Here is a 19,368-nt window from a genome sequence, read left to right as displayed (position 1 = left end):
CTCGGGCTTGACCGTTGCCGCGAGACTGCGGTTCTATTAACCTTGAGTTCACGGCGGAAGTGATTCCGCCCGTGCCTGGGCCCCTGAGTGACGCGTCTTTGGCACGACCCACCTTCCACAGCAAAGGTAGATACATGCGTCGTTCCCTCCCCCTCGTTGTCTGCACTGCCTCCCTGCTCGCTTGTCTTCCTGCCCTCGCCGTCAAGCCCCACGCTCACGCTGTGGCTCACAGCCATGCGGTCAAGAGCTCCCGCAGCTCGAGTGCACACTCTGGCGCCTCCCTGCACCGCAGCAGCCTGAGCAAGACTCATGGCAAGGCCGCAACCAATCCCCACGGTCATCTCTCGCAGATCTCCATGGACACGGACCGTGCGACGCAGATCCAGACCGCGCTGATCAAGAATGGCTACCTGACGGGTGAGCCCAGCGGCAAGTGGGACGCCGAGTCGATCTCGGCCATGCAGAAGCTGCAGTCGGATAACGGCTGGCAGACCAAGATCATGCCCGACTCGCGCGCACTCATCAAACTTGGCCTTGGCTCGAAACCGGAAGCTGCGACTCAAACGGCTTCTGTCGGCTCGCCTGCTCAGTAATTCAGGCGACTGCCGCGGAATAGGTAAAGCTTTCAGACCAAACGCAAGAGCCGCACCCTTTGGGTGCGGCTCTTCTGTTTCCAGAGGACAGCTTTCACGTACCTCTTACTTGCTCTCCGGCTTCCATCCGTCTGGCCCTTCGAGCCATGAATTGACGGTCAGCTTCGCAGCTTCAGCCCTGGTCAGCTGGCGGGATGGCGCAAGGCGCTTGTCGATCCGCGCAGGGGTGCCATCGGAGTCGCGGGTGTTGAACTCGGCGTAGTCGCTGGTCGCAAGCCGCCCTCCCCACTCAATCCACCCCTCTGGCTCGATGACCGTTCCGCTCACCGTCGTGTCGACGAAGTATACCCGGGCATACGCACGCCACGGACGGCCGAATGAAAGCTTGTCGACCGCCACGTCCGCCGTCACCTTTGTGTGAAGAAACAGGTAGCCCGAATCTTCCAGCGGGTAAAGCCTGCTCTGGGCCGTCAGGGCCACGACGGTGTGGGTCATCCCGTGCAGCTCGCAGTGGTCGAAGACCGCCTTGGCGTCACCGAAGATGAAGTCGACGTGGCCTTCAATGTAGCAATCCTGGAAGAGCTGCCGGGACGCGTGGCACGGTTTGCCTGACGCTTGAGCTGCTGTCGCGTCGGCCTCGGCATGGCAGCTGTTGCTCGCCGCGTACAACGTGTCCTGGTAGCCCAGGAGCCGCACGTGGCCAAGCACCTCGCGGTCACCGCTGATTGACAACGCCACCGCCTGCGAGCCTTCCCCAACGCGGGCGTTCTTCTTCTCCCAATCGTTCTGGATGGTGAGGTTCTCAGCGCGAAAATCGTCGCCTGTCACCTGCACGCTGTAGCTCTTGCCCGTACCGCCCGCCGACTTCGCAGAGTCGTCCCACACGAGCACGACGTCGTCAGGCTTCCTGCCCATGCCACGCAGCTCAATGCCGTTCCTGGCGATACGAATCTTCTCGCGGTAGGTCCCGGGCTCGATCTGCAGGATAAGCCCGGCATCTGTGGCCGAGTCCACCGCAGCCTGCACCGTCTTGAACTGGCCAGAGCCATCGACGGCGACGACGGTGGTTGGCTTGGTCGCAGCAGACGCCGCTACAGGCAACGCGAACAGGCACAACGTCGCGAACGAGAGGCAGCGGAGAGAAGGCATGATCGGCTCCTGGAATGCCGGACGATCCTACCACGCAGACAGGTTGATGATCTCCACTGACCGGGTTCGGTTATCGCCAGCTTACGGCGAGATGCCACCGCAGGCCGCGGTCTGCCGTCTTCTGCAGAACAACTTCGTACTCCAGCAGCTCGTCGAGCACTGCGGGGCCTTCGCTGCCCAGCTGGTGCATATCGTCTTCGAGTGCGCCACGGAGCGCGATGACGCTGCTCAGGCCATCCTCCGCCCGGTACCATTGCGGCGGCGGCAGGCGCTCCAACAGATCGGCGTTGCCGGCGCCTTCTTCGAGCAGTAGTTGCATCGAGTTTTCATCCGCAGAGAAGAACTCCAGCAAGGGCTTGACGCCCAGGTTAAGCGCCAGACGCTCCAACGCACCTTCGTACCGCGCGATCGCACGGCCGTTCACGAAGATGTTGTATCCGGGATCTTCACCCTCGACCACGATGTACATCGTCACTGCCATTCTGTCCGCAGTGTAAACGCGCGGCCGCAGGTTTTGCATCGTCCGTTTCTACAACGAGACTCAACCGAGGCCCTATGGTTCGGCCGCGCAACGGAAGCCGATCCAACCTATCCAAGGTCGAGCATGGACGGGTCGGCATCGTCCGGATCGTCTCCGCCGCGAACCAGCAGCGTTGTCCCGGCGATGAGCAGCAGGATGAGTCCGATCTCGAGACGCTTGGTCAAGGTCGGGCGCATGAGCACAAGGCCCTCAAGCAAGACCACAAACGGTACAAGGGAGCTGTTTGCTGAGAAGCGCATCGCTCCCAGGCGGCGGACCGTGGCAACAGCCAGCCACGCCACCAGCCCGTCGAGGACCGCTGCAGGTACCGTGAACGAGACTCGGACCTCAGCAAAGCCATACCGAGCCAACGCTGCAGCGCCGAAGACCAGCGCAGCCGCGGATAGCGATGCTACTGCACCGGAACCCGCACCTGAGCCCTGCCCCGAAGCGTCCGTTCGCCGGCTTTCGTGGGCGAGCAGAGCTGCTCCGACCCCGGTCATCACCGGAGCGAGAACCATCGCCAGGTCTGCTGTCGGATCAGCCAAAGAAGGCTGAGGCAGGATCAGCAACATGCCCGCCATCGCCGCAAGCCCGGGCCATAGATATCCGGCGAGGGTTTCACCGGCGTCCCCCAGGGCAACAGACGCCACGCCGGCGGCAACAGGAGTGATGGAAAGAGCGATCATCAACGCCCCGGAGTCGATGTCGCGGGGCAGCAGGATCAGCGCCACCGCCGGTCCGCCCAGCATCAGCAGGCCACCGAACGCGTTTCTCCAGACCGACTCCTCGGGCCCAACCGACTTGCCTCTCCGATGAGACCATGCGGCAGCCGCCAGGGTAAGCAGCGCCGCAGTGCCGCACCCCGCAGAACGCGATACAAGCGTGGAGCCTGCATCGGGCCAACGGTCATCCAGAAGCCAACGCGACGCCCCAACAAGGCACAGCGCCACGAAGGGCCACCACCGTGCGACCCACCCACCGCGTTCCTCGTCGTGCTCGCTCGCCAACAACACCTTCCTGCTCTGCAGTTCCCGATTCTCATGAAGCCACGACGTGGACGCAGATTCCATGCCTCTTAGGACGCAATCCGCCAATATCGAGCCTACCTAAAAGATGAAAAGCCGCGCCCGAAGGCGCGGCTTTTCGTGCTCCGATGTCTCACGCGCTACAACAGTAGACCCGAGACAAAGTAATTCGATGCGAAGCGATTAGCGGCTTCCACCCTGGGGTGCAGGACCACGTCCACCACCCGGACCCGAACGACGGCCGCGACGGCGGCGACGACGCTGGGCATCGCCTCCCGCTGCGCTTCCACCTTCGGCCGGCTTGGCATCGGACGCTGCGGGCTCATCACCCTCGGTCTCGCCTTCTTCGCCCTCGAAATCGTCATCATCCTCATCGTCATCGAAATCATCTCCACCTTCGATGGTGATGGTCTCGTCGGTCTTCGGGCGCTCAGGACGCGGAGCGCGCTCGCTGCGCTCTCCACGCTCACGGCCACCGCCGCCGTTGCCGGCCTGCTCCGGAACCTCCGGCAGACCGAGCTTGGCGCGCTGCTCGCGCAGCACAGCCTTGCGGCTGAGCTTGATGCGATTGCCTTCGATGGCGAGCACCTTGACGAGAACCTGATCGCCCTCACGGAGCTCATCCTTCACGTCCTTCACACGATGCTCTGCGATCTCGGAGACGTGCAGGAGGCCGTCGGTACCGGGGAAGATCTCGACGAACGCGCCGAACTCCGCCAGGCGAACAACCTTGCCCAGATAGGTCTTGCCGACTTCGGGCACCGCCGTGATGTCGGAGACCATCTGGATAGCCTTCGCCATGTTGTCGGGATCCGAGCTCGCGATCGAGACGCGACCGGAGTCCTCGACGTCGATCTTGGCGCCGGTGGCCTCCACGATGCCACGGATGACCTTGCCACCAGGGCCGATCAGGTCGCGGATCTTGTCGGTCGGGATCTGCATGGAGTGGATGCGCGGAGCGTACTTGCTGGTCTCCGTCGCTGCACCCGAGATCTCGGCGTCCATCTTGTCGAGCAGGAAGAGACGGCCTTCCTTGGCCTGGGCAAGCGCCTCCCGCATAATCTGCGGCGTGATGCCCATGATCTTGATGTCCATCTGCAGAGCGGTGATGCCCTTGCGTGTACCGGCCACCTTGAAGTCCATGTCGCCGTAGTGATCTTCGGCGCCTGCGATGTCGGTCAGGATGGCGTACTTGTCGCCTTCCTTCACGAGGCCCATCGCCACACCGGCCACCGCACCCTTGAGCGCGATACCTGCCTGCATCAGCGACAGCGAAGCGCCGCAGACCGTGGCCATCGACGACGAACCGTTCGACTCGAGGATGTCGGAGACCACGCGGAGGGTATAGGGGTTCTCGCTGGGGGCCGGGAGGACGGCTTCGATGGCGCGCCATGCGAGGGCTCCATGGCCGATCTCACGACGGCCGACACCGGTCATGCGTCCCACCTCACCTACCGAGAACGGCGGGAAGTTGTAGTGCAGCATGAACGAACGCTTCTGCTCGCCTTCATAGCTCTCCATCCGCTGCGAATCGTCCGAGGTGCCGAGAGTGGCCGAAACCAGCGCCTGCGTCTCACCGCGGGTGAACAGCGCCGAACCATGCACACGGGGCAGAACGCCCAGCTCGATCGAGATCGGACGGATCTCGTCGAAGGCACGGTGATCCGGACGGATGCGGTCGTTCAGCACCTGCTCGCGGAAGATGTCCTCGCGAAGCAGCTCAAAGTACTTCGAGAGCTTCTTGGGAGCATCCTTGTCGTCGGCCGGGAGTTCAGCCTTGAGGGCGTCCTTGATCTCCTTGACCTTGGCGTAGCTGTCGAACTTGGGGTACTTCTTGGTGTTCAGCGCGTCGGCCAGCTTCTCGCCAACCTTGGCGCGAAGCTCCGAGGCGTAGATCTCGTCCTTCTCAACGGGCGAAACCAGACGCTTCGCCTTACCAGCGCGGGAGACCAGGTCTTCGATGCCGGCGCAGATCTTCTTGATCTCACCGTGAGCGAACTCGATCGCGTCGACGACGCGGTCCTCGGTGATCTCCTTGGCGCCCGACTCGATCATCGTGATGCCGTCCTTGGTGCCGACGACCATGATGTTCAGTGCGGAAACGAGACGCTCGGCGTAGGTCGGGTTGACCACGAACTCATCGTTCACGATGCCGATGCGCACTGCGCCCACGGGACCGTGGAACGGGATGTCGGACAGCGCAAGCGCGCAGCTTGCACCGTTGATGCCGAGCACGTCCGGATCATTTTCCTTGTCTGCCGAGTACACAAACGCGACGACCTGCGTCTCGTTGCGGAAGGCCTCCGGGAACAGCGGGCGGATCGGGCGATCGATCTGACGGGAAGTCAGGATCTCCTTCTCGCTGGGGCGGCCTTCGCGCTTGATGAAGCCGCCGGGGATACGGCCACCGGCATAGGTGAACTCGCGGTACTCGACCGTGAGGGGGAAGAAGTCGATGCCTTCCTTGGGGTCGGCCGAGGCCACGGCAGTGGCCAGCACGGCATTGTCGCCGCTGGTGGTGTACGCCGCGCCGGAAGCCTGCTTGGCGATGCGACCCGTCTCAAATTTGATCTGCTTGCCGCCGGCAAGCTCTACGATTACATCCTGCTTCATCGGAGTGATTCCTCTACTCTTTTTTCGTCGATTCGGAACTTGGGTTGTGTCGTCGCGCGCGGAGACAACCTCCGCTTCCGTTGCGCTCACGACAAAAGCCCCGGCGATCTAATGATCAGCCGGGGCCGGGGAATGGAAGGTAACGCGCGCAATGGATCGACCACCGCGAGGCATCAGCGAGCAAAGGGCATGCACCGGCATCGCACTCACACGAGTGCCTAAGCGCGCAGGGGCTCCCATAAGGGTACCCCTCCGACTCATGACGGTGGATGAAATCAACTCGGCTGTACTCCTCAGGACGGTGGAATCACCGGTAGAGCGCCTTGTGACCTTACTTGCGGATGCCCAGCTTACCGATCACTTCACGATAGCGATCAGGGTCGTTGCGCTTCAGGTAATCCAGCAGGCGACGGCGCTTGGAGACCAGCATCAGCAGGCCGCGGCGCGAGCCATGATCCTTCTTGTGGGTCTTGAAATGCTCGGTCAGCTCGCCGATACGCTCGGAAAGAATCGCGATCTGCACTTCCGGACTTCCAGTGTCCGAATCGTGCGTGCGAAACTTCGTAATGATGTCAGTTTTTTTAGCAGGTGCCAGCACGGCAGGTTCTTGCTCCTAGTTCTTGTAAGCTCTCGTCCACTTCTCTCAGTGTCCGATTAAGAATATCACGCAAACAGATGGGCCCGGGCTCAATGGCCGCCCAAATCACTGCCCCATCCCATGGCTCTCGCCCAAAGGCGTCCGAGGCTCGTCCACGACTGAGTCCACCATACTCGTGGAACGTCACCCTCGCACGAGTTTCAGCATACGATCTTCATCCGATCAAACGCTCCCCAGCCCTGAATCGGAACCAGGAATGGTTCCCTTCGGCATTCACGATGCGTGACTAGCGGATGACCACGGTCTGCGCCATCCCTTTGTCCTCCAGCGATACGGCCAGAACCCCGGTTCCTCTCTCCACGCTCGCGCTGTGACCATTGACGGTTGCCACCGCAGCCGTGCTTGCACCAACGATCTCGAGGCGAATCGTGCTCCACCATGGCCGGAAGCGGCCTTCACGCGCCGGAATCTGCACCATGACTGCCCCGTCAGCCGCCACATTGCACGAGACGTGAAGACGCAGGAACTCGCCTTTCTCGAAGTTGAAGCTCACTCCGTCATCCTGATAGAGGTCACCAGCGCAGGGCTCACCGGCAGACGGAGCGTAGACCCGCAGCGTAAGCGACCCCACCGGCTTCTCCGCAGTGGACTGCACCAGAGGCTGCAGCGGCACAATCGCACCCGCGCGGACGTAGACCGGCAGCTTATCCAGCTTGGGCTCGACCATCACAGGCTTCAGAGAGGGCACAGCATCGCGGATCTCCAGGTCGCGCGCCGTCGCCGGGGCACGCCGGTCCAGCCGTTCGCCAGTCCAGTAGTCGTACCAGACTCCCGGCGGCAGATGGACCTCATAGGGCGCCACCTCCTCGGGCGACGGATTGTCCGCCACCAGAATCGACGGGCCAAAGAGGAACTCTCCGCCACCGTCGAGATCCATGGGATGGCCGTCGGCCGCAGCGCGCGGGAAATCCACGAAGAGTGGCCGCACGATCGGCACGCCATCAAGTGAGGTCTCCTCGGCCGCCGTGTACAGGTACGGCATCAGCTTGTAGCGCTCCTCGATGAACCTCCGCCGAATCGCTTCGTGCTCCGGGCCATCGGCCCAGGGCTCATGCGGACGGCTTCCCTTCACCGCGTGGTCGCGATCGATGGGCTGGAAGGCTGCCAGCATGAGCCAGCGCGTCAGCAACTCGGGCGAGGGACTGCCGGCGAAGCCTCCCACGTCGGCCCCTGACATCGAGAAGCCGCTGAGGCCCAGGTTCAGCAGCTGGGGAGTCGTCTGCCGCAGGTGATTCCACGTCGACGAGTTGTCTCCGGTCCAGGTCACGGCGTAGCGCTGGCCCCCAGCGAACGATGCGCGGGTCATCACGAAGGGACGCAGGTTCGGAGCCTGCATCAACTGCCCATCGTGCGTGGCACGGGAGTTCTCCATGCCGTAGACGTTGTGCATCTCGCTATGGAACGCCGTCCGCGGAGCGAAGCCCTCGGACTCGGCTCCCGCGATGCGGTGCTCCACGTCGTCCGGCATCGTCTTCGTCGGGTAGACAAAGACGGCGGGCTCGTTCATGTCGTTCCAGAAGCCGGCCACGCCCATGTGCACAAAGTCCTTGTAGAGTGTGCCCCACCAGTCGCGCGTGGACTTCCGGGTGAAGTCCGGGAAGACCGAAGGCCCCGGCCATACGGGACCGACGTACTCCTTGCCGCCCTCCTTCACGAAGTTGTCCCCCGCCTCGCCCGAGTCGTACGGAGCGTAGCCCTGATTGGGCAGGTGCGCAATGTGCAGATCGGTGATGATGACGGTGCGGAAGTGGTCTTCGGCCAGCTTGTGGATCATCCCCGCGAAGTCCGGAAAGCGGTCCGGATCGACGGTGAACGGACGGTTCTTGAGCTGGTAGTCAATGTCGAGCCAAAGCACGTCTGCGGGGATGTGGTCGCGACGGAGGTGGGCAGCGATGTCCTCGACCTGCGACTGGGGGGAGTAGCTGTAACGCGACTGCTGAAACCCCAGCGACCAGAGCGGCGGCAAAGGCGTCGGGCCGGTGAGCCACGCATACTCGCCCAGGACAGCTTTGGGCTCCGGTCCGTAAAGCAGGTAGTAGTCGATGGGGCCGTCGGGCGCGGTGATGGTATTGCGCTCCACGCGCTCGCGGCCAAAGTCAAAGGAGGTGCGGAAGGTGTTATCGAGGAAGAAGCCCACATATCGCCCTCCACGCTCCTCAAGGAAGAAGGGGATCGATTTGTAGATGGGGTCGCTGGACTCCTGCCAGCCGAAGTTGTCCGTGTTCCACATGACGAAGGTCTCGCCGGCACGATCCAGCGGGCCGGGCTTGTCGCCGAGTCCGAATTCATGGGTGAGCAGGTCATGCGCGCGCGTGATGCGGATGCCGTCGTCGCTCATCACTGGCGGAAGCACGTCCTCATGCAGCACGTTGCCGCTGAGGTCCGTGACCTTGATCCGCAGGTCGGCCCCAACCACCACGCGGAGCTTCGGTGTGTGGAAGCCGTCGGGATCGAGGCTCACGGGGACACGGGCCACGCGGGACCCCGGAAGGACCGCCCATGAGGCATCCTCAGCTGGCTTGCTGCTGCGCCATACGCGCACCCGCAATACGTCCTCACGAAGGGCGTCGATCCGGACGGTGAGGTCCCCCGAGGTCCGGGTCATACCGGAGGGAGCCGTCTGGCCCTGCAGCACAGCGGAGGCAGCCAGGACAACGATTGCGGAGAGCGAGCGAAAGGTACGTCGAATGACCATGAGGGAGCCATCCTAGCGCAAATGGGCAGGCACGCGCCGGAGACGTGCGCTTACTTCAGCGCTTCAGTTTTCCATGCAGGCGCGTGTATATATGGGAGTGCTGTCGCCCCGGCGACCCGAGAAACCAACGATGCCCGATACGCTCACGCACCTGAATACTCCCGGCCATTTGGAAGAGATTGCCGCTGCCGCCCTCCCTCCGCTGCCGCGTTTCCCACGCCCCATTTGCATTGTCGGCGCTGGAGGCATCATCCAGTCCGCGCACTTGCCTGCCTATACGAAGGCCGGATTTCCGGTACTCGCCATCGCGGATCAGCAGCCAGGCAAAGCATCTGAGGTCGCAGCCAAGTTCGGCATCCCCCATAGCTTCGACGCGCTCTCCGACATGATCCGCTTCGCGCCGAAGGATGTGGTCTTCGACATCGCCGTCCCCGCCTCTCGGCTCATCCCGATCCTGGAGCAGTTACCCGACGGCTCAGCCGTGCTGATTCAGAAGCCCATGGGCGAGACCATCGCCGAGGCACGCACGATCCGCGACCTCTGCCGCGAAAAGGGTCTGATCGCTGCGGTGAACTTCCAGCTTCGCTTCGCGCCGAACAACCTCGGCGCCGTCGCGCTCGCGCAGCAGGGCGTGCTCGGCCGGCTGCATGACATGGAAGTGCAGGTCCGCACCTACACTCCGTGGCACCTGTGGACCTTCCTCTCGACGGCGCCCAGGCTCGAAATCCTGTACCACTCCATCCATTACCTGGACCTCGTCCGGTCATGGTTCGGGGAACCGCGCAGCATCTACGCGAAGACCGTGAAGAACCCTCAGTGCGAGCATCTCGCGCCCACCAAGTCAACGATGATCCTCGACTATGGCGACGACAAGCGCGTGTTCATCGCGACCAATCATGCGCATGACTTCCCTGCCGAATCTCACCACAGTTATGCGCAGTGGGAGGGCACCAACGGAGCAATCCGGATCGATATGGGAGTAAACCTGGACTACCCTGTCGGCCAGCCTGATCGCCTGCGCTTCGCACTTCGCGGCCCCGGAAACCCATGGCGCGAAGTACCCGTTCGCGGCAGCTGGTTTCCTGACGCCTTCATCGGGTCGATGGGTTCGCTACAGGCTTACGTCGAAGGCTCGGCGACGGAACTCCCGACGCACTTCGAGTCCGCTTACAAGACGATGGCGCTGGTGGAGGCGGCATACCTGTCGAGTGATCGCGGTGGCGTCCCCATCGAGCTCGATTAGCTCCTAAGCATTCAACGGAGTGCGCTTGCGGCGCTTCCCGACCGTGGACTCGCGGGCAACGAGCTTCGGAGGAATCATGATGCACTTCAGCTCGGCCTGCGGCTTCTCCGCAAGCTCAACAGCGACCTGCGCGGCACGCTTCCCCAGCTCGGTGGTGTTCTGGTCGATGGCGCTCAGCGGCACCTTGAGATACGCGGCGTAGCGCAGGTTTCCGCAGCCGATGATGGCCACGTCCTCCGGCACCCTCAGGCCCGCCTCGAGCACCGCCTCGATGGCGCCAATTGCGGTCGTGTCGTTGTAGCAGAAGACTGCGTCCGGCCGGGGCTTGAGCTTGAGCAGATCGCGCATCATCGCGTTACCGACCAGGTCACCAGCCTCTTCGACGCGCTCACGCGTGACCACGAGGTCCTCGTCAGCGGGGAGACCTGCGGCGGCCAGGGCGTTCCTGTAGCCACGCAGGCGATCGAACGCCGGGCTGCTGTAGCGCGCTCCAATGTGGGCGATCCGCGTGCGACCCAGGTCGATAAGGTGCCGTGTCGCCATCTCGCCGACCACCACATCATCGTTGCCAATGAAGTTCGCCGCAAGGTGCGGGAAGTTGCGATCGAACAGCAGGTAGGGCGTGCGATTGTCGCCCAGTTCGTAGAAGTTCTTCAGAACCGCCTGGCAGGACGCGATGATCAGGACATCCACGCCGCGCTGCAGCAGCGTGCGAATCTCCTGCATCTCGATGACCGGGTCTTCTTCGCTGGAGGCCAGCAGCAGCGCACGGTGCGTCTTGCGCAGCTCGCCGGAAAGCGACTTCGCGAACTCCGCGAAGAACGGGTGCACCAGGTCCGGCACCACCAGCCCGACCGTATATGTCTTCCCACTCGCGAGACCGCGGGCCAGCATGTTGGGCTGGTAGTTCAGCTCCTTCATGCGCTTGAGGACACGCGCACGTGTCTTGTCGCCAACGTCGGAGTTGCCGCGAAGTACCTTTGAGACTGTGACCGTCGAGATACCGAGGTCGCGTGCAATATCCTTAAGCCGAACCGCCATGTCGTTTCCTGACGACATCATCCCACAAGGCAGCCCCATTGATCACGCGCTATCATCAACTCGGCCTCGGGCCCGAGTTGCAACGACTATGCCTCTGATCGTGAATGGCGAACCCGTGTCGGACGAGGCGATTGCGCACCAACTCCGGCTGCTGCAGCAAACGTTGCTTCCAGAGGCGTCTCTCTCTGCAGCAGACGACCCACGCATCTTCGCCATCGCCGAGGAGAATGCCGTCCTGCAAGTCCTGTTACGGCAGGCAGCGGCGAGACGCCACCCGGACATCTCCCCCGACGATATTGCCGCCGAGCTTGCGCGAAGGCGAGGCACGCCGCAAAGTGTTACCTGCAGCCACAGCGAGCGCGATGCAATCATCCGTGCGCTGCAGATTGAGCGCCTCATGGACGAGATCGTCAGGACGGTTCCGCGCCCCCCGGCCAAAGAGGTAGAAGCCTCGTACATTGCGCAACGCGAACGCTTCCGTGAGCCCGAGACGCTGCAGGTACGCCACATCATCGCCAACGTGGACGGCGTTCGCGACGAAGCACTCGCGCTCGCGACCATCACAGAGGCCCGCGAAGCGCTGGACGCAGGCGAGGCGTTCCACAAGGTCGCAGATCGCTTCTCCGACTGCGCTGGCGTGGGTGGCGACCTTGGCTGGATCGCCCGCGGCGAGATGGTCGAGGAGTTCGATGACGTCGTCTTCGCGCTGAAGCCCGGTACAGTCAGCGAGACCTTCCGCACCGTCTTCGGCTTTCACATCGCTACCGTTCTGGCGCGCCGGGCCCCGCGTCAGCTGGGTCTCTCGGAGGTGCGAGCCCAGATTGCCCGCGAACTGCACGACGATCGCAAACAGGCCGCCGTACTCACCTACCTGCGCGGCCTCGCAGCGCAGTCCGAGATTCGCCGGACAGGAGTCTCCGTTTGAACAAACCCATACCGCCGTGCTGTGTCCCAAGTAAGAGCCGTGCAGCCGTCCTGCAGATCTCGCGGGACGCCTCCGCTGCGCGAGTTCGCGTCAACTCCGGCTCCCCTGCCGACATGGTCGAACTGCCCGGCGGCACCTTTCTGATGGGCACGGACTATCCGCTGGGCTTCCCTGCCGATGGCGAAGGTCCCATCCGCGAGGTGCGGATCGATCCCTTTCTGATCGACCGGTACCCCGTGACCAACCGCGCGTTTGCTCGCTTCGTGGACGCGACCGGTTACCGTACCGAAGCCGAGACCTTCGGGTGGTCTTTCGTCTTCGAAGGCGATCTGCCCGAGACTGCCGAAGCAGCCCTGAGCGAGGATCGTGTTCCGTCGGCGGACTGGTGGCGTCGCATCTGGGGGGCCGACTGGCGCTCGCCGGAAGGCCCAGGGTCAGCCATCAATGACAGGCAGGACCGGCCGGTCGTCCATGTGAGCTGGAACGACGCTACCGCTTACGCAACCTGGGCCGGAAAGCGCCTTCCGACGGAGGCTGAATGGGAGTACACGGCGCGTGGCGGACTCGTTCAGCGACTCTACCCCTGGGGCGACGATCTCACACCCGGTGGCATTCATCTCTGCAACATCTGGCAAGGCGAGTTCCCGCACTTCAACTCTGCGGAAGATGGCTTTACCAACACTTGCCCGGTCGATGCCTTTGCCGCAAACGGCTACGACGTCTTCTCCATCACCGGCAACACCTGGGAGTGGTGCGCGGACTGGTTCCATCCGACATTTCACGAGCTCGCCACGAGGCTTAACCCGACAGGTCCTCTTGAGGGCGGAAGCCGCGTCGTTCGCGGAGGTTCCTATCTCTGCCACGAGTCCTACTGCAACCGTTATCGCGTTGGTGCGCGCAGTTCGAACACTCCTGACAGTGCGACAACCAACACCAGCTTTCGCTGCGCGCGTGATATCTGAGGCTCAGTCGACTCTCCTGTACCGCGCCCATCCTGTTGAGCAGGGATACGCACGAGCCTCTTCCCCATCCCTGGAGCCCAACGCTTCATAGACGGCGAAGGATCCGACGTCGCTCCGCAAGACGGGTTGAGGCTGACGATAAATTCACATACCAGGAGTTGACAGTCTTCTGTATGGCGCATTTATAGTCGTTCGCGTAACCGGTAACGTAATTTCCCGGGCCTGCGAATATGAATCTCCATCTGAAACCCGAAGCCTACACCGACCGCGCAGCCGACTTTGGCTTCGAACACATCTCGTTCGCGGTGCGCCGTCTCCTGGCCGGAGCCAGCTTTCATGAGCTCCTCACCGGCCGCGAGCTTTGCATCGTGATGCTCGGTGGGACGTGCTCAATCACCAGCTCTGCGGGCGACTTCGCGACGGTCGGCGATCGTGCCACGGTCTTCGACGGGAAGCCGCACGCGCTGTACCTCCCGCTCGACACCGACTACACCGTTACAGCCACCACCGATTGCGACATCGCCTTCTGCTACTGCAAAGCGGAGCAGCACTTTCCCGCACATCACATCACGCCGGACGAGTGCGCGGTCGAGATCCGCGGCGGGGGCAACGCGACGCGGCAGATCAACTCGATCATCCCGCCGCATTTCCGCGCGCAGAGGCTGCTCATCTGCGAGGTCTATACCCCCTCAGGCAACTGGTCCAGCTTCCCACCGCACAAGCACGACGTTCACAACCCTCCGGGCGAAGTGGATCTCGACGAGATCTACTACTACAAGATCGACAAGCCAGGCGGATTCGCTATCCAGCGCGTGTACACCGCGGACGGCAGGCTCGACGAGACCATCACCGTACGGGATGGCGAACTGGTCATCGTCCCCGAGGGATATCACCCCGTCTCCGCAGGCCACGGCTACAACGTGTACTACCTGAACGTTCTCTCGGGTTCGGCGCGCTCCATGGCAGCCTCCGACGATCCCGATCACGCCTGGGTTCGTGAGCACTGGACGGACAAAGACCCGCGCGTTCCTCTGGTCCGCTAGGGCATCGATGCTCCACGATCACGCGCACCGCGAAGTATCTGCTACGAAGCAAGGAGTCCGTTGATGGACGTCGTCATTCTTGGCCGCATCGGCTATGACCTGTACTCGGATCAGTTCAACGTGCCGCTGCCACAGGTCCGTACGTTCTCGCGCTACCTTGGCGGCTCGAGCGCGAACATGGCCGTGGGCCTGTCACGTCTCGGCGCAAAGGTGGGCATGATCAGCTGCCTCGGCAACGATGCGCTGAGCGGCTTCCTCAAGGACTTCCTCTTGGCCGAGGGTGTGGACATCTCGCACGTGCAGACTGCCCCGGGCTATCTGCCGTCGCTCTGCCTCACTGAAGTCACACCACCCGACAGCTTCCCGCAGGTCTTCTATCGTCATGATGCCGTCGATACACGACTCGACGCGACCGATGATGACCTTCGCTTCGCAGGCAGTGGAAAGATGTTCGTCTTCAACGGCACTGCGTTGTGCGCTTCGCCCTCACGCGAGAGCGCGTATCGCGCGATGGAGGCAGCGAAGGCCGCAGGCGTCACCGTCGTCCTCGACGTCGACTTCCGCTCCATGTCCTGGCGCAGTCCCGCAGAGGCCGGACTCGCGATACGCCTCGCGCTTCCCTACGTAGACGTCCTCATCGGCAACCAGGGCGAACTCAAGCTCTCTGCTGGCGTCGATGACCTCGATCAGGCTATCGCGAAGATCCAGAAGATCGGTGTCCCTGTCCTCGTCTCCAAGCTCGGAGACGAAGGCACTCGCATCCTCACCAAAGATGGCGCCACGTATCTGCCGCCGTATCGTGTGCAGGTGGCGACCACCATAGGCGCCGGCGATGGCTTCGCTTCGGGCTTCCTCTATGCCTACACCAATGGCAAGTCGCTGACCGACTGCCTGCACTACGGCAACGCCGCGGCAGCCATCGTCGTCAGCCGCGTGCCATGTTCCGAAGCCATGCCCACGCTCGCCGAGGTCGAGACGATGATCCGCGAGCAGAAAGCGATCCCCGTACCTGCATGAGCTTCTCGAGCGCAACCTTCTTTCCCGACGCACTCCTGCACGCGATCATTGATGCTCGTGTGGAGCGGCCTTCGCTTGCACTGAATGCAGCGCAACACCGCAAGCGGCGCGACAAGCTTACCCTTGATGGCCGCCTCAACATCATCGCTGCGGATCACCCTGCACGCTTTGTGTCGAACGTGGGAACCAACCTTCTGGGCATGGCCGATCGACGCGACTACCTGGCGCGCATTCTTCGTGTACTGGTCAGCGATGGCGTCGATGGCGTGATGGCGTCGATGGACATTCTCGAAGACCTGCTGCTGGTGGACGCACTTCGCGCCGAGCAGGACCTCACCCCCCTCCTCGAGAACAAGGTGCTCATCGCGAGCCTCAATCGCGGAGGCCTCGCAGGCGCAGCATGGGAACTCGACGATCCCATGACTGGCCCGTCCCCCGCGACCTGCGCTCAATGGAACCTCGACGGTGCGAAGACCCTGCTGCGCGTGGACATCAACGAGCCCGCCTCACTGAAGACCATGATGGCCTGCGCCGAAGCCATCACCGCCTGCAACGCACTCGACCTGCCCATGTTCCTCGAACCACTTCCTGTCGCAAAGACCGACAAGGGCTATCCGGTCACGAAGACGGCCGAGGCCGTGGCGCGACTCGCGGGCGTGTCCAGCGCACTCGGAGACTCAAGCCGCAACCTCTGGCTGAAACTTCCGTACACGGAAGACTTCGCCACGGTCGCGCGCTCGACGACGTTGCCCATCGTGCTGCTTGGCGGTGAGTCCGCTGGCAATCCCAAGCCCTTCCTCGAGCAGCTCCGCACCGCGATGGATTCAGGCTATAACGTACGCGGCGCAATGGTGGGCCGCAACGTGCTCTTCCCTGGCAACGGCGATCCCGGCATCATCGCGCGCGCAGCAAGTGCCATCATCCATGACAAGCTCGATGCGCAAGCCGCGTTCGATGGTTTCGCATCCCCTCTTGAAGCACCCGACACGCTCTATCCGGGAGGCACGCGATGAGCACGCGACGTCTCACGATGGCGCAGGCCCTGGTCACTTATTTGAAGAACCAGTACGTCGAGCGCGATGGCCAGCAACACCAATTCTTCGCCGGAATGCTTGGCATCTTCGGGCATGGCAACGTTGCGGGCATCGCACAAGCACTGCAGGAGAATCCGGACTTCCGCTATTACCCAATCCGGAACGAGCAGTCCGGCGTTCACCTTGCAAGTGGCTTCGCCAAGGCCAGCAATCGTATGCGTGCGTTCGCGTGCACCTCATCCATTGGCCCCGGCGCGACGAATATGATCACCGGCGCAGCGCTCGCGACGATCAATCGTCTGCCTGTGCTGTTACTTCCCGGCGACATCTTCGCGACGCGCAAGGTCGCGCCCGTCCTGCAGCAGCTGGAGTCAGCGTTCACGCAGGACATCAGCGTCAACGACTGCTTCAAGCCTGTGAGCCGCTACTGGGACCGCATCACGCGACCTGAACAGATCATCACCGCGCTCCCCGAAGCAATGCGCGTGCTGACTTCGCCCGCGGACTGTGGTGCTGTCACGCTCTCGCTTCCTCAGGACGTGCAAGCCGAAGCCTTCGACTATCCGGAAGAGATGTTCGAACGCCGCGTGTGGATCATCCGCCGTGCAGAACCTGACGCAGTGTCGCTGCAGCGTGCAGTTAAAGTCCTGCGTAGCGCAAAGCGTCCCCTCATCATCGCGGGCGGCGGCGTGCTGATGAGCGAGGCGGCGCAGCAGCTCGCGAAGTTTGCTGCGCAGACCGGAATCCCCGTCAGCGAGACGCAAGCAGGCAAGGGTTCGCTAGCGTGGGATCATCCGCAGAACCTCGGCGCCATCGGTGCGACAGGAACGCTCGCCGCCAATCGCGTCGCTGCTAACGCCGATGTCATCCTCGGCATCGGCACGCGCTACTCGGACTTCACCACCGCGTCGATGACCGCGTTCCAGAACCCCGACGTCCGCTTCATCAACCTCAACGTCGCAGAGTTCGACGCCTACAAAGTGTCCGCGCTCGCCCTCGTTGCAGATGCACGCGCAGGGTTGGAGCGCCTCGCGGCAGGGCTCGGCAACTTCAAGATCGAATCGACATACGCCGCAGAGTATGCCGCACTCATCGCGGAGTGGCTCAAGGAAGATGCCCGCCTGCTGTACATCGAGAGCAACGGCAAGCCAGCCCAGAGCGCGGTCATCGGAGCGATATGGGATGTTGCCGAAGATCGCGACATGATCGTCTCCGCCGCAGGCAGCCAGCCCGGCGATCTCCATAAGCTGTGGCGCGCGCGCACGCCCAACAGTTACCACATGGAGTACGGCTACTCCTGCATGGGTTATGAGCTTCCCGGCGGCATGGGCGCGAGGCTCGCTGATCCCACCCGCGATGTCTTCGTCTGGGTGGGCGATGCCACCTACCTGATGATGCCGAGTGAGCTGGTCACCGCCGCACAGGAAGGCATCAAGATCATCGTTGTGATCGTGGACAACAAGGGCTTCGGCTCGATCGGAAGCCTCAGCCGCTCGCTCGGTATGGAAGGCTTCGGCACCACCGTGAAGAAGCGAACCGACAGCGGCGCACTAGATGGTGACAACTTTGTCGTTGACTACGCAGCCAACGCTCGCAGCCTCGGGGTCGACTCCGTGAAGGTCGCCACCATCGCCGAATTCAAAGACGCATTGCTCGCTGCCAAAGCATCACCCAGAACGAGCGTGGTCGTCATCGAGACCGAAGGCACACGAGGCGTACCAAGCTACGACTCCTGGTGGGACGTTGCCGTACCTGAAGTCTCGACCATGCCGGGCGTGCAGCAAGCCCGCGCAAACTACGAAGTCGCCCGCAAGCGCGAGCGCTACTTCTTCAACAATAGCAACAAATAACCCCGCTGGAGGCGAGAGAAAACCGATGAAGCCGTTCCTGATCGGCAATGCCCCCTGCTCGTGGGGCATGCTGGAGTTTCAAGAAGCAAAGAGCGCCAAGCCCATCGGCTACCAGCAGATGCTCGACGAACTCGCGGCCTGCGGATACACGGGCACAGAACTCGGCGACTGGAACTTTATGCCGTCTGATCCGGCCGCCCTTCGCGTGGAACTCGTGAAGCGTGAACTCACCATGCTGGGCGCCTTCGTCCCAGTTGCCTTGAAGGACGAAAGTTCGCACCAGTCCGGGATCGACAACGCAGTGAAGACCGCGAAGTTACTCGCAGCAGTGGCGACAACGCCAGCACCGTATCTTGTCCTCGCAGACAACAATGGCAGTGTGCCTGAGCGTACGAAGCTGGCCGGCCGCATCACACCAGCGCAGGGACTCACTTCCTCCGAGTGGGCCACCTTCGCTCTCGGTGCAGAGCGTGTCGCGAAAGCTGTGTTGGAAGAGACCGGCCTGCGCACCGTCTTCCATCATCACTGCGCTGGATACGTCGAGACGCCTGCCGAGATTGCCAGCCTGCTCGAGCGAGCTGATCCAGCGTTGCTTGGCCTCGTCTTCGACACGGGCCACTTCGCCTTCGGTGCGGGAGAGCAAGGTGCGGACATGATCTCGTTCCTCGACCGCTTCGCCGATCGCGTGTGGTATGTCCACGCCAAAGACTGCTCTGCGTCTATCGCCAGCCGCTCCCGCAATGAGCAATGGGACTACTTTACTTCCCTCCAGCACGGAGTCTTCTGCGAGCTCGGCAAAGGCATCGTGGATTTCAGCGCACTGCTCAAGTGGCTTCGCAGCCGCGAGTATTCCGGCTACATCGTCGTGGAGCAGGACGTGCTGCCTGGCATGGGCGCACCGAAGGATAGTGCAGCTCGCAACCTGAATTTCCTGCGCGAAGTCGAATCCGCGCTTCTATAGATGTTGAGGCAACACAACGTGAAAGGCATCGGTCCC

General features: G+C 62.6%; 16 protein-coding genes. 9 read left to right on the top strand and 7 right to left on the bottom strand.

The window, feature by feature from the left end; translation table 11 throughout:
* The first annotated feature begins 134 nt into the window (after positions 1-134).
* Positions 135-593: a peptidoglycan-binding domain-containing protein gene (locus C4S68_RS23340; protein ID WP_200821458.1), complete on the top strand. Its 459-nt coding sequence runs from the start codon at positions 135-137 to the stop codon at positions 591-593.
* 105 nt (positions 594-698) lie between these two features.
* On the opposite strand, the gene C4S68_RS02915 is transcribed toward C4S68_RS23340, so the two are convergent.
* The 6 genes from C4S68_RS02915 to C4S68_RS02890 form a co-directional block, all read right to left on the bottom strand.
* The gene (locus C4S68_RS02915; protein ID WP_103931499.1) at positions 699-1,742 is read right to left on the bottom strand and encodes a pectinesterase family protein; all 1,044 of its coding nucleotides are present in this window, start codon (positions 1,740-1,742) and stop codon (positions 699-701) included.
* 70 nt (positions 1,743-1,812) lie between these two features.
* A complete protein-coding gene (locus C4S68_RS02910) occupies positions 1,813-2,223 on the bottom strand; it encodes a hypothetical protein (RefSeq protein ID WP_103931498.1) in 411 nt (136 codons plus the stop codon).
* A 107-nt stretch (positions 2,224-2,330) separates the two neighbouring features.
* Complete coding sequence (locus C4S68_RS02905) at positions 2,331-3,272, bottom strand: hypothetical protein (RefSeq protein ID WP_103931497.1); 942 nt, start codon at positions 3,270-3,272, stop codon at positions 2,331-2,333.
* A gap of 201 nt (positions 3,273-3,473) precedes the next feature.
* The gene (gene pnp, locus C4S68_RS02900; protein ID WP_103931496.1) at positions 3,474-5,903 is read right to left on the bottom strand and encodes a polyribonucleotide nucleotidyltransferase; all 2,430 of its coding nucleotides are present in this window, start codon (positions 5,901-5,903) and stop codon (positions 3,474-3,476) included.
* 331 nt (positions 5,904-6,234) lie between these two features.
* Positions 6,235-6,501 carry a 30S ribosomal protein S15 gene (gene rpsO, locus C4S68_RS02895; protein WP_103931495.1) on the bottom strand — a complete coding sequence of 89 codons (267 nt, stop codon included), beginning with the start codon at positions 6,499-6,501 and terminating at the stop codon, positions 6,235-6,237.
* Between the two features lie 286 nt (positions 6,502-6,787).
* Complete coding sequence (locus C4S68_RS02890) at positions 6,788-9,256, bottom strand: glycoside hydrolase family 31 protein (RefSeq protein ID WP_103931494.1); 2,469 nt, start codon at positions 9,254-9,256, stop codon at positions 6,788-6,790.
* Positions 9,257-9,386: 130 nt separating this feature from the next.
* Between C4S68_RS02890 and C4S68_RS02885 the strand changes: the two genes are divergently transcribed.
* Positions 9,387-10,499, top strand: a complete 1,113-nt coding sequence (locus C4S68_RS02885) for a Gfo/Idh/MocA family protein (RefSeq protein ID WP_103931493.1) — start codon at positions 9,387-9,389, stop codon at positions 10,497-10,499.
* A gap of 3 nt (positions 10,500-10,502) precedes the next feature.
* Here C4S68_RS02885 and C4S68_RS02880 read toward each other — a convergent pair whose 3' ends face one another.
* Complete coding sequence (locus tag C4S68_RS02880) at positions 10,503-11,540, bottom strand: LacI family DNA-binding transcriptional regulator (RefSeq protein WP_103931492.1); 1,038 nt, start codon at positions 11,538-11,540, stop codon at positions 10,503-10,505.
* Positions 11,541-11,628: 88 nt separating this feature from the next.
* Between C4S68_RS02880 and C4S68_RS02875 the strand changes: the two genes are divergently transcribed.
* The 7 genes from C4S68_RS02875 to C4S68_RS02845 all read left to right on the top strand — a co-directional run bounded on the left by C4S68_RS02875 (position 11,629) and on the right by C4S68_RS02845 (position 19,332).
* Entirely contained in the window at positions 11,629-12,465 is an 837-nt protein-coding gene (locus tag C4S68_RS02875) for a peptidylprolyl isomerase (protein ID WP_160114971.1), read from the top strand.
* Positions 12,462-13,427: a formylglycine-generating enzyme family protein gene (locus C4S68_RS02870; protein WP_200821457.1), complete on the top strand. Its 966-nt coding sequence runs from the start codon at positions 12,462-12,464 to the stop codon at positions 13,425-13,427. Before C4S68_RS02875 ends, C4S68_RS02870 begins: the two co-directional genes overlap by 4 nt.
* 230 nt (positions 13,428-13,657) lie before the next feature.
* Positions 13,658-14,470 carry a 5-deoxy-glucuronate isomerase gene (gene iolB, locus C4S68_RS02865; RefSeq protein ID WP_103931489.1) on the top strand — a complete coding sequence of 271 codons (813 nt, stop codon included), beginning with the start codon at positions 13,658-13,660 and terminating at the stop codon, positions 14,468-14,470.
* Positions 14,471-14,533: 63 nt separating this feature from the next.
* Positions 14,534-15,487: a 5-dehydro-2-deoxygluconokinase gene (gene iolC, locus C4S68_RS02860; protein ID WP_103931488.1), complete on the top strand. Its 954-nt coding sequence runs from the start codon at positions 14,534-14,536 to the stop codon at positions 15,485-15,487.
* Positions 15,484-16,500, top strand: a complete 1,017-nt coding sequence (locus C4S68_RS02855) for a Cgl0159 family (beta/alpha)8-fold protein (RefSeq protein ID WP_103931487.1) — start codon at positions 15,484-15,486, stop codon at positions 16,498-16,500. The genes iolC and C4S68_RS02855 overlap by 4 nt, the downstream gene beginning before the upstream one ends.
* A complete protein-coding gene (gene iolD, locus C4S68_RS02850) occupies positions 16,497-18,371 on the top strand; it encodes a 3D-(3,5/4)-trihydroxycyclohexane-1,2-dione acylhydrolase (decyclizing) (protein ID WP_103931486.1) in 1,875 nt (624 codons plus the stop codon). The genes C4S68_RS02855 and iolD overlap by 4 nt, the downstream gene beginning before the upstream one ends.
* A gap of 25 nt (positions 18,372-18,396) precedes the next feature.
* Positions 18,397-19,332, top strand: coding sequence for a TIM barrel protein (locus C4S68_RS02845; protein WP_103931485.1), 936 nt, complete (start codon positions 18,397-18,399; stop codon positions 19,330-19,332).
* The last annotated feature ends 36 nt before the right edge of the window (positions 19,333-19,368 follow it).

The organism is Bryocella elongata (genome assembly GCF_900108185.1).
GTDB lineage: Bacteria > Acidobacteriota > Terriglobia > Terriglobales > Acidobacteriaceae > Granulicella > Granulicella elongata.
The sequence above is the reverse complement of the archived record's forward strand: the minus strand, read 5'-3'. Positions and strand labels throughout refer to the sequence as shown.

Excerpts from the sequence above, each read along its gene's own strand:
- C4S68_RS23340 (WP_200821458.1), top strand. The coding sequence starts at position 135 with ATGCGTCGTTCCCTCCCCCTCGTTGTCTGCACTGCCTCCCTGCTCGCT.
- C4S68_RS02915 (WP_103931499.1), bottom strand. The coding sequence starts at position 1,742 with ATGCCTTCTCTCCGCTGCCTCTCGTTCGCGACGTTGTGCCTGTTCGCG.
- C4S68_RS02910 (WP_103931498.1), bottom strand. The coding sequence starts at position 2,223 with ATGGCAGTGACGATGTACATCGTGGTCGAGGGTGAAGATCCCGGATAC.
- pnp (WP_103931496.1), bottom strand. The coding sequence starts at position 5,903 with ATGAAGCAGGATGTAATCGTAGAGCTTGCCGGCGGCAAGCAGATCAAA.
- C4S68_RS02890 (WP_103931494.1), bottom strand. The coding sequence starts at position 9,256 with ATGGTCATTCGACGTACCTTTCGCTCGCTCTCCGCAATCGTTGTCCTG.
- C4S68_RS02885 (WP_103931493.1), top strand. The coding sequence starts at position 9,387 with ATGCCCGATACGCTCACGCACCTGAATACTCCCGGCCATTTGGAAGAG.
- C4S68_RS02880 (WP_103931492.1), bottom strand. The coding sequence starts at position 11,540 with ATGGCGGTTCGGCTTAAGGATATTGCACGCGACCTCGGTATCTCGACG.
- C4S68_RS02875 (WP_160114971.1), top strand. The coding sequence starts at position 11,629 with ATGCCTCTGATCGTGAATGGCGAACCCGTGTCGGACGAGGCGATTGCG.
- iolB (WP_103931489.1), top strand. The coding sequence starts at position 13,658 with ATGAATCTCCATCTGAAACCCGAAGCCTACACCGACCGCGCAGCCGAC.
- iolC (WP_103931488.1), top strand. The coding sequence starts at position 14,534 with ATGGACGTCGTCATTCTTGGCCGCATCGGCTATGACCTGTACTCGGAT.
- C4S68_RS02855 (WP_103931487.1), top strand. The coding sequence starts at position 15,484 with ATGAGCTTCTCGAGCGCAACCTTCTTTCCCGACGCACTCCTGCACGCG.
- iolD (WP_103931486.1), top strand. The coding sequence starts at position 16,497 with ATGAGCACGCGACGTCTCACGATGGCGCAGGCCCTGGTCACTTATTTG.
- C4S68_RS02845 (WP_103931485.1), top strand. The coding sequence starts at position 18,397 with ATGAAGCCGTTCCTGATCGGCAATGCCCCCTGCTCGTGGGGCATGCTG.